Raw genomic sequence first — 13,855 nt, 5'->3', positions numbered from 1 at the left:
TCCGGTCAGCGGCGGCGGCGGGTCGCCGTGCGCTTGACCTTCAGTTCCTCGAAGCGCGGTACGTCGCCCTCGCGGACCCGCGCCCACGCCCGCCGGTACAGGTCGGCGGCCGGTTCGGTCGGCGCCGACAGGCCCAGCGTCGGGCGGCCCCCCGACACGACCGGGTACATCGGCAGTTTCCAGGTCTCCACCGGCAGGGCCGGGGAGTCCAGGTCGGACCAGCCGCCCGGCAGGAACAGGGTGCGGCCCGCCCGGCTGCGGCCGGCCGTCACGACCAGCTCGGTGGCGGCCAGTTCCGCGCGGGCCGCCTTCAGCCGGGCCGGCTTCCAGCCCGTCCAGCGGGCCGTGTTGCGGTCCGTCGGGTCGGGCATCGCCAGCAGCGCCAGGTACAGCGCGGCCGCGTCGGCGCCCAGCCCGTGCGCCTCCTCCACCTCGGCCACCAACTCGGGAACGGACCGGCTCGGGTCCTGCGGCCACCAGGTGCCGTCCCGGTCGGCGGCCCCGGCCGCCGGCGCCCCCGGGTCGGCGAGCAGCGCGGCGAAGCGCGGGTCGTGCGCCAGGCGCAGGGCCGTCTCGGCGGCCGAGGGCAACTGCTCGGGACCCCGGAGCAGCGGCAGGTACGGGTCGGAGCCGGTCGAGTCCAGCAGCGCCGGGCGCAGCGCCGGCCGGGGCATCCCGTCGACGGTGGGCAGGACCACCGCGCCGTACCGTTCGTAGCCCTGCGCGGTCTCCGTCGGCGTGCCGGCCGCCATCCGGAAGTCGGCCGCACGGATGTAGTGGCCGCCCAGCAGCAGTTCGGGCGCGGCCAGCCGCTGTCGTACGGCGGTCAGCGCCGGCGGCAGGCACGCCCGGATCGGGTCGCCCGCGGGCAACCGGTGCGCCAGCCACGCCGTGAGCGTGATCGCCCCCTGCAACACGGAGACGTCGAAGGCGCCGTCGGTCGGTACGACGGGCTCCACGTGGTCGCCCTTGACGGTCCACGCGACATCGGTGGACAGCTCCGGGGAGGCCACCGGGTCGAGCAGCGCCGGCAGCGCCCGGTGCAACGCCCAGCTGCTGCGCACGTCCTTGCCGGCCTCGGTGGGCAGCCAGTCGGGCATCGGCGTACGACGCCCCACGCGCCGGTTCCAGACCCGCGCGGCGGCCGCCGCGTCCGGGCCCTCGGTCCACAGCAGCGCCGGATCGGCCGGCAGCAGCGCGGCGACCAGTTCCCGGCGCACGTCGAAGCCGAGTTCCTTCAGGTCGGTGCGGGCGTGCCCGGCGGCGGTGGCCTTGATCCCGAGGACGGTCCGCAGTTCGGCGGGCAGGAAGCCGCGGTCGTACGAGTCGAGGTGCGGCAGGCCCGCCAGCACCAGCCGGGCCGTCGTGGAGGAGACCCCGGTGAGCCGGGCGAACTCCTCGGCGGCCTCGGGGAACCAGGGGGCCGCGCCGCGGGTCCCGGCCTCCCGCAGGAACGCGGCCAGCCAGCCGGCCCCGCGCTCCGGGTCGCCCGGGACCGTGGGGTCGCCGAAGGTCTCGTAGGGCGCGGGCACGGTGAACGCGCCGCTCGGATCGTGCAGGAGCGCGGCGAACTCGCGCCGCCCGGGCCGGCCGTCGATGGACTCGGCCATGCCGAGCGCGGCGCCGCCGCCGAGCGGCAGGACGCTGCGGTGCCGGGTGCCGCGGCCGCGCTCACGGCCGTCCGCCCCGTGCAGGCGACCCTGGTCGATCCGTACGCGGACCCGGCGCCACCGGGCCGCCGCCCGCTCGGTCGAGCCGAGTCCCAGCGTGTCGATCTCGGCCAGCAGCGCGCACAGCGCGGTGCGTTGCGCGTCGGTGGTGCCGGTGACGACGGACCGGTAGGCGACGGCGGCGGGTCGTTCCAGGAAGGGGCCGGTCCACGGGAGCGCGGAGTGGGGGACGGAGGGCTCGTCGACGTGCAGGCGTCCGGGCACGGCCTCGGCCGCGGTGTCGGCGGTGGCGGCCGCGAGCCTGCGCAGGAGCTGGAAGACCGTGTCGGACTCCTCGCTGTAGCGGTGGTGCCCGGAGCCGACGAGCCCGTCCAGGCCTTCGTCGAGGAGGCGGTCGGCCGGACCGCGTTCCACCGGCGTCCGGGGCTGCCGGGGCTCGGCCGGGGCCAGCGAGCGCGCCACCCGGTCCAGGGCCTTGCGCTGGGCGAGCGCGGCCCGCACCTGTTCGACGACGCCGCCGATCAGCACGGGGTCGGTGATCCGGGGCAGGGCCGCGGCGACCAGCGCGGGCACCTCGTCGGGCTTCGCGGCCTCGGCGGCCTTCAGGAGGGTCGCCGCGGTGTCCCGGTCCATCGCGCGCAGCACGGCCGAGCCCTCGGGGTCCCGGGCGCGCAGGCAGTGCCAGTAGGGGAGCGGCGGGAGTTCCACGCCCCGGGTGGCGAAGGTACGGGTGCGGTGGTCCGCGCTGACCGAGGCGGTGACGACGCCCTCGGGGTCGATGAGTGACAGCGTCTGCCAATCGGTGGCCACGGCGCGCGGCCGCCCGTCGCCGGGCAGTTCCACGGCGTGCCGGGGAATGCGGTTGCCGACGGGCACGGTGACGGACCTGCCCGCGTTGTCGGAGCCGTGCCAGCCCTGGTCGGGGACGCGCACGGCGCGCCAGCCGAGCAGTCCGTCGACGGGAGCGCCGAGCACGGAGCCCTCGACGGCGGGTACCGGCCGCAGCCAGTTCTGCCCGACGGCGTCGGGCAGGGTGCTGCCCTGTGGGTGCCCCTTCAGGGCGTCGGCGAGGAACCCGGGTGCGGAGCGCCGGCCGGTGGTGCCGGTGGCGGGGTCGTACTCGGCCCAGCCGGGCTCGGCCGGGTGCTGGGCGTGTTCCCACACCCAGTAGGAGACTCCGTCGGAGATGACCTCCCGCTCCTCGGGGAGTCGGGTGTCCCCGGGGTGCAGGACGTGCGCGCCGGTGGCGCGGCCGCCGCCGGGCAGCTGCATGGACACGTGCCCGGAGCGCGGGTTCCAGTAGTCGCCCTTGGAGTCCAGGGTGAGGACGTCCCCGGGCTCGCTCAGCCAGTAGCCCTGCACGGGCCCGTCGTAGGAGGACCAGAAGACCAACAGGTCGCCGTCGACGTAGTGGAAGCCGGTGACCTGGTGGGGTCCGGTGGGAACGCGCAGGTCGTGGGTCAGTACCGTCGAGTCGGCGTCGAGGACCCGGACCTGACCGGAGTTGGCGACGATGACGTGGGGCCACGCGTCCATCACGACGCGGTGGTGGTGGCGGTTGTTGCCGGGCGTGAGTTCGGCGACGGCCTTGTCCCAGACAGGCCAACCCAGTTCGTCGAACAGGCCGCCGCGCAGCGTCCGGGCGAGGATCTCGGCCAGGTCGGCGGCGGCCGCGCGGGCCACCTCCTCCGGGGCCAGGGCCAGCGCCTCGGCGGGCAGCCAGGTCAGGCGCTGGATGGCGGCGGGCAGCTCCGGGAGCGCCGCGGCCCGGGACGAGTCGGCGACCCGGCGGACCCACTCGGCGACCAGCGGCATGCTGCCGTCGGTACGGGCGAGGAGACGCACGACCGTGCGCCCGACGGACATGTGCCCGTTGAACCCGTCGAGGCCGCGCAGCAGGATGGCGCGCAGCCGCTCGTCGGCGCACAGCGCCCGCAGGTCACGGCGGTCGGGCGTGCTCGCCCACTGCTCCAGGCCGCGGACGACGTCCCGGCCGTGGCCGCCGTGGTGGTCGCCCACGCCGGGTACGGCGACGGGCACGTCCAGGGACAGCAGCAGGTCGATGAGGTCCACGTCCTGCAGGCCGATGCGCAGACGGTCCTCCCGCTCGGGGGAGGCCAGTTCGGTACGCAGCCGGTCGGCGCAGCGGGTCACCAGCGGCAACAGCGTGGGCAGGACGGGCGCGGCGCCCCAGCCGCTGTGGCGGGCGGTGTGGAATCGCTCCAGCCAGCCGGCGGCGCCGTCGGCGCAGCGCTCCTCGGCGGGCAGGTCGGCGTCGGTGAGCCCGGCGGTGGCACCCGACTCCTCCAGCACCTCCAGCCACAGCGCGGCCAGCTCGCCGGCGGCGGCGCCGCCGGTCGGGGCCAGGCCCAGCAGGGTGCCCCGTACGGACGGAACCCGTCGGGCGAGCGCGACGAGGGCGGCCCGGTGGGACTTCCACCAGCCGCTCGCGGCGCGCATCGTGGCGGGCAGCGGCAGCAGCTCCGCCAGGTACTCCTGCTCGGCCTCACCCGCGGTCGGCCCGGCGGCGCGGGCAAGCCGGCGCAGCTCCACCGCGGCCTGCGCGGACGGCGGGAGCCCGCCCGCGGTGCGGCGCACGCACAGCCGCCGGAACCGGTCGAGGGCCTCGGCGGGGGAGACCCGCAGCGCCAGTTCCTTGCCGTAGGCGGTGAGCACCTTCACGGGCAGCGCTCCGGCCAGGGCGAATTCGAGGAACACGGCGTCCAGCCGGTCCTCGTCGACGCCCAGCCCGTACTGGCTCTCGCTGGTCCGGGCGCGGCCGAACAACTGGGCGGCGTACGTGGTGTTCTCGACCGCGAGGAACAGCCGGGCGGCCTGCTCGTGGAAGACGGGCAGGAAGTGCGGGACGGCGGCGGCGAGCCGGCCGGCCAGCTCGTGGCAGGCGTCCAGCGCCGCCTTGGGCTTCGTCTTCGCCTGCCGGGCGATCCGGTCCAGTTCGGGGACGACGGCCAGCGCGTGGTGGCCGTCGTCGGGGTGGTGCACCAGGACCCACTCGGGGAACCCGAGGGCCTGCCGCCGCCCCAGACCCACGACCGGCGGCTCGGCGTCCTGCGGTACGAGGCCCAGGAACCCGGCCGCGAGGTCCTCGGCGGCGCCCAACTCGGCCGCGGCGATCCGCACGACGACCCGTTCGTCGCCGAGCGCCGGGTGACGGTACGTCCGCGCCGTCAACGGCACGGCGTCGGCGCCCGCGCCGGTGGCGTCGGCGGGCAGCACCGCGCCCGCCCGGAGCAGTGCGGCGGCTTCGCCGCCGTTGCTGATGGTGGTGGTGTTCACGCGTCCCCGCCCTCTTCGATGCTGCGCCCGGCGTACAGCGCCGCGGCCATCCTCATGCCCTCGGACCAGGCCACCGGCCCGACCTCGTGGAGCCGTACCGACCGGCCCTCGTCGTCGTGCCAGTTCAGCGAACCGGTGGCCGACTCGCTGTCCCAGTACGGTTCGCCGATCCACACGGCGGCCTCCACGGCGCGCCCGGTGTCGCGGACCTTGCAGGTGGAGTAGCCGCCGGAGACCCGGTAGCCCAGGGCGGTGGCCCGGGCGGCGAGGCTGAACCGGGAGGGGAACACGCCGCCCGCGTAGTCCCGCACCTCGGTCTCCGTCGCGGCGAGCCCCGCGGGCCTGACCCAGGTCGGCCGGTGGATCTGCTCCACCTTCTGCGTGATGCCGAGTTCGGCCGCGAAGTCCCGTACGTCGTCCAGGTCGGGCAGCAGCACCGGATGCGGCAGGGTCACCGTACGCGGCGCGAGGCGTACGGTCTCGCCGTCGAGGTTGACCACCTTCAGCTCGCCCGCGGCGGTGGCGTCGCGCAGGAAGCCGACCTCGTCGGGATCGTCGCCGACGATCGCCAGGTCGCGCAGCGCCGCCTGCCAGGCCTCGTCGGGCCACACCCGGGCCAGCAGCGCGGTCGGCACCGGAAGCGAGGACACCATCCAGGCGTCCACCTGCGCGGCGCAGGACGCCTCGTGCCGCTCCAGCCACTCGGCGAGCCGCCGCAACCGGTCCACCTCGGGGTGATCGCGCAGCGCCTTCGGGAGCGCCTTCAACTGCCGCCCCGCGGGCCGCCGCGCGGTGACCCGCCCTTCCACGAGGGCGACCTCGTAGCCCTCGTCCACTGCCAACCAAGCCATCAGAACGTGCCCCTCCGCCTGTTCGCGTCCGTTTCCGCGCAGCCCACATGACGGCGCCAACGCCCCTGAGCTGCGGTATGCGGGGAGACTAGCGAGAGCCACTGACAGCGTCCGCCACGGGTCGGCGGGCGGTGGGGGAGCAGGCGTGGACAATGAGGGCGGTCGAAGCGTCAAGCGCACAGAACGGGGCGGGACAGTGACACAGGCACCTGTAGAACTCGACAAGGGCGGGAACGACGAACTGCCCGGCGCACGGGTCACGGTGACCGTACGGACACCGGCGTCGGTGGACGTCTGCGCACTGCTGCTCACGGCTGAGGGCACCGTGCGCGACGACGCCGACCTGGTCTTCCACAACCACCCCGAACAGGACGGCGTCCGGGTCGCGGGGCAGGTCGTGGAGGCGGACCTGGACGCGGTCCCGGCCGCCATCGAGACGGTGGTGTGCGTCGCGAGCATCGACGCGGACGGGCCGGACGCCGCCTTCGACGCGGACTCCACCCCGAGCGTGTCGGTGCGCCACGGTGCCCAGGACCTGGTCTTCGTCCCGCCGCCGCCGACGGACGGCGAGACGGTGCTGCTCCTCGTCGAGCTGTACCGCCGGGACGGCGGCTGGAAGGTCCGGGCGGTGGGGCAGGGCTACGCGAACGGCCTCGCGGGACTGGCCGCGGACTTCGGCGTCGCGGTGGAGGGGTCGGCGACCCGGGCGCGAGCGGTGGAGGCGGAGCCGGTCGGCGTCGTTCCCGAGGCCGAGCCCGAGCCCGAGGTACGGCCGGAGGCCGCGCCCGAGCCCGCGTCCGAGGTACGGCCGGAGGCCGCGCCCGAGCCCGCGTCGGCGCTGGGCCGGATCGAGTTGGTCAAGAACGGTACGGCCACCATCGCGCTCGACAAGAGCGACCGGGGCGCGGTGGTGACCGCCTCCCTGGAGTGGGACGGCGGGGGCCGCGTGGAGGGCCCGGCCGACCTCGACCTGTACGCCTTGTTCGTGCCCGCCGCCGGGGTCCGCCGGGAACTCACGCAGAGGGAACGGCGCGCGGCGGACCGGGAGTCGGGGAAGACGCCGACGGCCGGGGCCGTGTACTGGAACAACCGGGGTTCCCTGGAGGACCGGCCCCACCTGGCGCTCGACGGCGACGCCACGGTGCCGGGCCGCGAGACGATCCGCGTCCACCGTCCGGACACCCACGGATACGTGTTGATCTGCGCCTACAGCGCGCTGGACAACGGCACCGGCAGCTTCAAGAGCTTCGGGGCGAAGGCGGTGGTGACCGACGGGCGGGGTTCGACCGTCGTCGTCCCGCTGTTCTCGGAGCAGGAGAACGCCTACTGGGCGGCGATCGCCCTCGTCGACTTCACCCGCCCGGACGGCGTGATGATCAGCCAGGTGGAGAAGTACAGCGGAGCCAACGTCGAGAACCGTCCCGTGCTCTACGCCGACGGCGCCTTCGAGATGGACCTGGGACCGGTGGAGTTCAAGGAAGAGCGGTGATACGAGGACGCCGCCCCCGGTCCGATGACCGGCGGCGGCGTCCTCGCGGGGCGCACGGGCTCAGACGGCCCCGGCCGGCTGCGCCTCCTTGACGGGGGCGGGCGCCGCGGCCGGAGCGGCGGCCGCACGGGGGCCCGGGCCGCCGCCCAGGCCGAGCCAACTGATCAGGGCGACCAGCGCGAAGGCGACGGCCCCGATCCCGAAGGTGAGGGTGAAACCGGACTCCGCCGGCAGGGCGGGGACGCCCGGCGGGAGGTGCTCGATGGTCTGCGAGGCCAGGATCGTGGTGACGATGGCGCTGCCGATCGCGCTGCCGGTCGAGCGGGAGATCGAGTTGATGCCGTTGGCGATGCCGCTCTGGTGGTGCGGGACGTTCGCCATGATCACGGCGGGCATGGCCGCGTAGCCGAAGCTGACGGCCGCGCCGACGACGAGGCCGGCGCCGATCACCGAGGCGCTGTGGCCGTGGTCCAGGGCCAGCCAGCCGAAGCCGACGGCACCGAGGGCGGCCGCCAGACCGAGCGCGACGCGCGGCCCGCGGTGGCGCACCAACTGGCCGCCGATGGGGGAGGCCAGCAGGGAGACGATCGCGCCGGGCAGCAGGAACTGGACCGACGCGCGCAGGATGGACGCGTCGAAGCCGTAGCCGGTGATCGCCTTCGGCATCTGGACGAGGTAGGACACGCCCAGGAAGTTCGCGAACATGCCGAAGCCGACGAGGATGCCGGCCAGGTTGGCCATGAGGACCGGGCGGTGGACGAACATCCGCATGTCCACGAGGGGTTCGCGCACCTTGAGTTCGGTCAGTACCCACACCAACGTCATCACGGCGGCGCCGGTGAAGCTGCCCAGCGTCCGGGCCGAGGCCCAACCCCACTCGTGGCCCTGGGAGATGGGCAACAGGAGCAGCAGCAGGGCGATGCCGAGGGTCAGCGCGCCCAGGAAGTCGGTGCGACCGCCGGTCTTGTGGCGGGTGGCGGGGACCAGGACGACGACGGCGAGCAGGGCCAGCGTCGCGAAGCCGGTGGCCATCCAGAAGGCGTTGCGGTAGTCCGCGTCGGCGCCCGAGGTCAGCAGGCCGGTGGCGACGAGCGCCAGCCCGCTGCCGAACGCGAGGGTGCCGCTGACCAGCGCCATGGCGCCCGGCAACTTCTGCGGCCGGACCTCCTCCCGGAGCACCGACAGGGCCAGCGGGAAGATCGCGGTCGCGGCGCCCTGGAGGACGCGTCCCAGGATCAGGAGGGGCAGCGAGGTCGCGAGGGCGGCCACGACGGATCCGGCGACCATGACGCCGAGGACGGCCACCAGGGTGGGCTTCTTGCCGTGCTGGTCGCCGAAGCGGCCGAGCAGCGGGGTGAAGACGGCGGCGGAGAGCAGGGTGGCGGTGGTGACCCAGCTGACGTTGGCGGTCGAGGTGCCGAGGTCGGTGCGGATCAGGCCCAGGATCGGGACGGGCAGGGTCTGCATCATCGACACGACCATGGCGGCCAGGCTCAGGGCGAAGACGATGACCGTCTCGTTCCTCTTCCCGGCGTCGGCGGGGGCGGATGCGGCGGAGCTCATGAGGGGGAGGACCTACTTCAGGACGAAGATGTTTGATGTCATCAAGTACTTCGTCGACGGTAGACGTGGATAGTTAAGGAGGTCAAGTAAACAATTGATAATGTCAACGAAACTGAGTAGGCTTCGGGGGTATGAGCGCTCCCCCCACGCCCCGCCCCACCAAGCTCCAGTTGCTGGAGCTGCTCGCTGCGATCGGCACCGCCCAGTGGCGTGACTTCGCGGCGGCGGCCGCGCGTCACGGACTGACCTCCACCCAGGCCAAGGTGCTGGCGCAGCTGGAGGGCCCCGTACCGATGCGCGGGCTCGCCGCCCTGCTGGTGTGCGACGCCTCGAACGTCACCGGGATCGTCGACCGGCTGGAGGCCCGCGACCTGGTACGGCGCGAGCCGTCCCCGGCCGACCGGCGCGTGAAGAACGTCGCCGCGACCGACGCCGGCCGCGAGGTCATCCGTCGGGTCCGCGAGGAGATGCAGGCCACGCACGGCGCGCTCGACGAACTGGACGCCGAGGAGAGCGCGACGCTCTACGCCCTGCTGGAGCGGCTGCGCCCGACCCTGGAACGTGATTCCGGAGCCTGAGGGGGGACGTACGTGCGGCCCGGTGCCCGAGCGGTTCTGCTCAGGGGTGTCGGGCCGCCGTTCTGTGGTGGTTCGGTCGCCCTCAGCCCTCAGTCTCCGCCCTCAGTCCTGCGGCGCGGCGGCGTCGAGTGCGGCCGTCAAGCGGCCCAGGCGCGTTTGGAGGTCGCGGATCTCGGCCAGGTCGAACCCCGTGGCCGCCGCGATCCGGCGCGGCACCTCCACGGCGCGGGCCCGCAGTGCGGCGCCCTCGTCCGTGAGGACCGCGTGTACGGACCGCTCGTCCTCGGTGCTGCGCTCGCGCCGGATCAAGCCGGCCGCCTCCAGGCGCTTGAGCAGGGGTGACAGCGTGCCCGAATCGAGGCGCAGGTGCTGTCCGAGCTGCTTGACCGGCATCGTGCCGTGCTCCCAGAGCACCAGCATCACCAGGTACTGCGGGTAGGTCAGCCCCAGGTCCTTCAGGACCACCCGGTAGAGCCCGCCGAAGGCGCGGCTCGCGGCGTTGAGCGCGAAGCAGATCTGCCCGTCCAGTCGGAGGAAGTCCTGGTCGGGGAGGCGATCGGTCGGCTGCTCGGTCATGGGAGCCAGTGTACCGGAAGGCTTCTTGCGGGCTATTGAGTTGTGCACAATCTAATTGTGTGCTCTAGTGGTGGTCGAGGGTCGGCCGCCGACCCCGCCCCTGTGAAAGGACCTCCCGATGAACGCGCTGTACACCGCCGTCGCCACCGCCAACGGTCGTGAGGGCCGCGCCGTCAGCTCCGACGGCCAGATCGACCTCGCGCTCGCCATGCCGCCGGCGCTCGGTGGCAACGGGCAGGGCACCAACCCCGAGCAGTTGTTCGCCGCCGGGTACGCCGCGTGCTTCGCCAGCGCCCTCGGCCTGGTCGGCCGCCAGGCGAAGGTCGACACGAGCGACGTGTCCGTCACGGCGGAGACCTCCATCGGCCAGGACGACAGCGGCTTCGCACTGGCCGTCACCCTGCGCATCGAGCTCCCCGAAGCCCTCGCGGGCGAGACCGGCGCCCTGCTGGTCAAGCAGGCGCACGAGGTCTGCCCCTACTCCAAGGCCACCCGGGGCAACATCCCCGTCGAGCTCGTCATCGAGTAGTCACCACCCGGGCCCCGGCCCCTCGGCAGTCCGTCAGGCGGTGCGCCGCGCGGCCACCGCCGCGCAGGCCACCGCCAGCGGCAGTTCCGCCCCGACCGCGAGGGCCGGCGCCGCGCCCTGGCCGCTCGTACCGGCCGAGGTCGTGACGTCGAACCAGGCGCCCATCGTGAGCGGCGCGGCCGTCGCCGCCGCCACCGGCGACACCCGCGGGTCCCCCTTGCGCAGCAGCAGTCCCGTCGCCGTCAGGCCGGCGGCCAGTGCCGCGTCGAGGCCGATCCACGCGGTGGACCAGTTCGACACCTGCGCGCTCTGCGGCACGGTCCGCGCCAGCACCACCATCCACGGCAGCAACGCCGGCCCCGCGCCGGTGAACACCGTGGCGAGCCGCCGGGTGCGCCGGTCCGACCCGAGCGGCTTCGCCGCCGTCCGTCGGGCGGTGGTCCCGCCCTGCGGGCGGGCCGGGAACTGCGGGGTGACGAGGGCCATGGCCGCGGACTCCTTCCTGTCCGGCGGACCGTCCCCCGGGCACACCACCACTCCGGTGGCGCGCGCGGCGAGGATCACTGGCACCCGGGCCCGGTCCGGGGGTGGTGCCAGGTACACCCCCGCCGGGTGCCAGGGCGGTGGGAACACCCCCCGCGTGTCCGATTGCCGTACGGACCATGGCACTTCGCGGCGCGCCGAGACGCACGTACACCTGGATCGCGGCGCACAGCCCCTGGTCGGCGTGGGCCCGGCGCAACACGGCCTTCTCCGTCGCGGCGATCGGCCACCCTGTACGGCGGTGGTGAGGGCCGGCCGGTGACGGCGGTGGAGATCCTCGGTGGCGGCGCGGTCGTCACGGTGACCCCCGCCGCGGACCGTGACGTGGCCTACCGGGCCCGGTTCACCGACGCGTGGACGGCTCCGACCGTCGAGGAGAGCCTGCTCGGCGGCACCTTGCGGCTGACCCCGCACTGTCCGGGGGCCGGCAGGACGCGGGGGACGGCTCCCGCTGCTCGGTGGAACTGAACGTCACCGTCCCCCGGGACGTACCCGTGCAGGTGTCGGCCGGGTCCGGCCGGGTCTCCCTCAGCGGTTTGGACGGCGCCGTGGACGCCGACGTCACCTCCGGCGCCCTCACCCTGGCCGGGCTGCGCGGCCCCCTGCGCGCCGCCGTCGGTTCGGGCATGCTGCGCGCCACCGCGCTGGGGTCCGCGCGGGCGGAGATCCGTACGGGTTCCGGGCGCGCGGAGGTCGAGTTCCCGGTCCCGCCGGAGCGGGTCACCGGGTGCGCGGGCTCCGGGCGCCTGGACATCACCGTCCCGGCGGCCTCCCGGTTCCGCATCGAGTGCCGCAGCAACGCCGGACGGTGCGAGACCGACGCCGCCCTCGCCGATCCGGCGTCCCCGCACTCCCTGGACCTCACCGCCGGCTCCGGCCGCGTCCACGCCGGCCCGTCCGCTCCCTGACCGGAGCGGGGAGTCCTCGGACCAGCCGGCGCCGCCGGGCGACGTGGCCTGCGCCATGAGAACCTCGCCCGTCGTGCGGGAAACCGTTGACCAGGCCCGGCCCGTGGGCTTGCCGCCCCGCCGATGGCCACGCTCGGCGATCCGGATTCGGTACCGGACGCCTCGTGCGCGGTGATGCGCGAGGCCGGGGGCGGGCTGCCGGGCGCCGCCCGGCAGCCCGGGCGGATCCGTCGGGACGTGACCGACGCCGACCTGCTGCCCGGGTCAACGCCTCGGCCGGACTACCGACCGCGCCCCCTCGATGGCACCCGCCGCGCGGCTGCCGCCGCCGGCCGGCCGTGGACGGCCCGGCGGACGACGGAGGCCGGAGGGGGTGGACCGCGTCGCGGAGCGGTGAGCCGGGTGGGCGCATGGGCGTGACGGGCCGGGACTTCGGGGGGTCGCTCACCGGGGTGCCGCGCTCCGCAGGCGTCAGCGGCGTTGGACGGCTCCGCGGACGAAGGCGGCCTGACCCGCGTGCTGGAGGTCGTCGGACAGGACGCTGACCAGCCGGACCGCCAGGGTGACCGGCGGGTCCCAGCGGTCGTCGACCACCCCGTCCATATCGGCGGCGGCCAAGCCGCGCAGGTGGCTCAGGGTCCGTTCGTGGACGGCGTCGTGGTAGCCGAGCAGCAGCTCACCGGAGTCCACCCGGACCGCCGACACCTCCTGCGGGCCGTGCCCGTAGCCGGTCGCGTCGGCGGGCAGGTCGAGCGCGAACCGGTCGGCCCAGCCCCCGCTCGACCACACCTGCTCGGTGCCCGCGGCGTCGGCCAGGTGGTCGTCCTGGACCCGGGTCAGGTGCCAGACCAGCCAGGTGATCGAGTTCGCCTCCGGGTCGAGCCGGGCGTTGAGTTCCTCGGCGGACAGCCCCTCGACCACCTCGTGCACCACTTCGCGGACCCGCCCGAAGCCGTCCGCGAGTACCTCAGTTGCCTTCATGCGCCGTCCTCAGCCGTGTCGCGTCCAGGCGACCGCCGGGCCGGCGGCCGCCGCCGCGACCACCATGCAAGGCCCTTGGCCGGCGGCGTCGCAGACACTCCGTCAGCGCAGCGAGCGACGTCGGCGGCGCAGCAGGACACCGGCCGCGGCGCCGGCCAGCGCGATGCCCGCGACACCGGCCGTGGTCCACCAGCCGGTGTTGTCGGCGGCGGAGCCGGACCGCGCCGCCGAAGGAGCGGGCGCGGACGGCCCGGTCGACGCGGGCGACCCGGGCGTGGCGGGAACAGCAGGCCCAGCGGACCCGGCGACCGTCGGAGCCGGCACGGAGGCCGGGGCGGGCGCCGGCGCGGACGCCGCCGTCGTGGGCGCCGGGTCCACCACCGGCACGCCGACCTCCGCCTGGCCGTGTCCGAGCGCGGGGAAGCCCGTGTCGACGCTCACGGTCCAGGTGCCGGGCGGGAGCGATTCGGCGGTCGTCCAGCCGGCCGGCCTGGCGGGATCGCGGACCAGTCGCCAGGGCCCCTCGGTGCGGGTGCCGTCGGCGCTGACCGAGTTCACGGTGGCGGCGACCTGCTCGTCGACCGGGTCCCCGTCGTTCTCCCAGGTGACGTCGGCGGTGACGTGGCCGTCGCGTTGACCCGTGACCACCACCTTCAGGGTGTCGCCGTGGGCGTGGGCGGGCCCGGCGAGGGCCACGCCCTGGACGAGGGCCAACAGGGCGAGGCCGAATCCGGCCAGGGTCGGGGAAACGGCGGCGCGCAGTCGCATCGGCACGGTGCTCCAGGGGATGAGGAGAGCGGGAGGGGAGCGGAACGTGTGGGGGGAGGAACGTCAGGGGGACGTGGGGGAGGCGGGACGAAGAGGGGGACG

The 13,855-nt window shown here is 74.9% G+C and carries 12 protein-coding genes; 5 read left to right on the top strand and 7 right to left on the bottom strand.

The annotated features are described in order from the left end of the window. Positions 1-5: 5 nt before the first annotated feature. Both AB0D46_RS15310 and AB0D46_RS15305 read right to left on the bottom strand, forming a co-directional pair. On the bottom strand, positions 6-4,967 hold the full coding sequence (locus tag AB0D46_RS15310) for a DNA-binding protein (protein WP_362877798.1): 4,962 nt from the start codon (positions 4,965-4,967) through the stop codon (positions 6-8). Further along, positions 4,964-5,818 carry a DUF4132 domain-containing protein gene (locus AB0D46_RS15305; protein WP_362877797.1) on the bottom strand — a complete coding sequence of 285 codons (855 nt, stop codon included), beginning with the start codon at positions 5,816-5,818 and terminating at the stop codon, positions 4,964-4,966. Before AB0D46_RS15305 ends, AB0D46_RS15310 begins: the two co-directional genes overlap by 4 nt. Positions 5,819-6,014: 196 nt before the next feature. Here AB0D46_RS15305 and AB0D46_RS15300 point away from each other — a divergent pair, with 196 nt between their 5' ends. Next, positions 6,015-7,307 carry a TerD family protein gene (locus AB0D46_RS15300; RefSeq protein WP_362877796.1) on the top strand — a complete coding sequence of 431 codons (1,293 nt, stop codon included), beginning with the start codon at positions 6,015-6,017 and terminating at the stop codon, positions 7,305-7,307. 60 nt (positions 7,308-7,367) lie between these two features. Here the strand turns inward: AB0D46_RS15300 and AB0D46_RS15295 are convergent, their stop codons facing one another. Beyond that, entirely contained in the window at positions 7,368-8,870 is a 1,503-nt protein-coding gene (locus tag AB0D46_RS15295; RefSeq protein ID WP_362877795.1) for an MFS transporter, read from the bottom strand. A 131-nt stretch (positions 8,871-9,001) separates the two neighbouring features. On the opposite strand from AB0D46_RS15295, the gene AB0D46_RS15290 reads away from it, so the two are divergent. Continuing rightward, positions 9,002-9,448 carry a MarR family transcriptional regulator gene (locus AB0D46_RS15290; protein ID WP_362877794.1) on the top strand — a complete coding sequence of 149 codons (447 nt, stop codon included), beginning with the start codon at positions 9,002-9,004 and terminating at the stop codon, positions 9,446-9,448. Between the two features lie 102 nt (positions 9,449-9,550). Here the strand turns inward: AB0D46_RS15290 and AB0D46_RS15285 are convergent, their stop codons facing one another. Further along, complete coding sequence (locus tag AB0D46_RS15285; protein WP_362877793.1) at positions 9,551-10,024, bottom strand: MarR family transcriptional regulator; 474 nt, start codon at positions 10,022-10,024, stop codon at positions 9,551-9,553. A gap of 118 nt (positions 10,025-10,142) precedes the next feature. On the opposite strand from AB0D46_RS15285, the gene AB0D46_RS15280 reads away from it, so the two are divergent. After that, a complete protein-coding gene (locus tag AB0D46_RS15280; protein ID WP_362877792.1) occupies positions 10,143-10,553 on the top strand; it encodes an organic hydroperoxide resistance protein in 411 nt (136 codons plus the stop codon). Positions 10,554-10,586: 33 nt separating this feature from the next. Here AB0D46_RS15280 and AB0D46_RS15275 read toward each other — a convergent pair whose 3' ends face one another. Then, complete coding sequence (locus AB0D46_RS15275; RefSeq protein ID WP_362877791.1) at positions 10,587-11,039, bottom strand: hypothetical protein; 453 nt, start codon at positions 11,037-11,039, stop codon at positions 10,587-10,589. Positions 11,040-11,354: 315 nt separating this feature from the next. Between AB0D46_RS15275 and AB0D46_RS15270 the strand changes: the two genes are divergently transcribed. Then, positions 11,355-11,564 (top strand): hypothetical protein, encoded by a 210-nt coding sequence (locus tag AB0D46_RS15270; RefSeq protein ID WP_362877790.1) that lies wholly within the window; start codon positions 11,355-11,357, stop codon positions 11,562-11,564. After that, entirely contained in the window at positions 11,555-12,004 is a 450-nt protein-coding gene (locus AB0D46_RS15265; protein WP_362877789.1) for a hypothetical protein, read from the top strand. The genes AB0D46_RS15270 and AB0D46_RS15265 overlap by 10 nt, the downstream gene beginning before the upstream one ends. Positions 12,005-12,475: 471 nt before the next feature. Here the strand turns inward: AB0D46_RS15265 and AB0D46_RS15260 are convergent, their stop codons facing one another. Together AB0D46_RS15260 and AB0D46_RS15255 are read right to left on the bottom strand one after the other, a co-directional pair. Next, positions 12,476-12,985: a DinB family protein gene (locus AB0D46_RS15260; RefSeq protein ID WP_362877788.1), complete on the bottom strand. Its 510-nt coding sequence runs from the start codon at positions 12,983-12,985 to the stop codon at positions 12,476-12,478. 102 nt (positions 12,986-13,087) lie between these two features. Then, positions 13,088-13,753, bottom strand: a complete 666-nt coding sequence (locus AB0D46_RS15255; protein WP_362877787.1) for an LPXTG cell wall anchor domain-containing protein — start codon at positions 13,751-13,753, stop codon at positions 13,088-13,090. Positions 13,754-13,855: the final 102 nt, after the last annotated feature.

The sequence above is a fragment of the Streptomyces sp. NPDC048383 genome (assembly GCF_040651775.1).
GTDB lineage: Bacteria > Actinomycetota > Actinomycetes > Streptomycetales > Streptomycetaceae > Streptomyces.
Note: the sequence above shows the minus strand (reverse complement) of the source record. Positions and strands in the feature narration are given on the sequence as shown.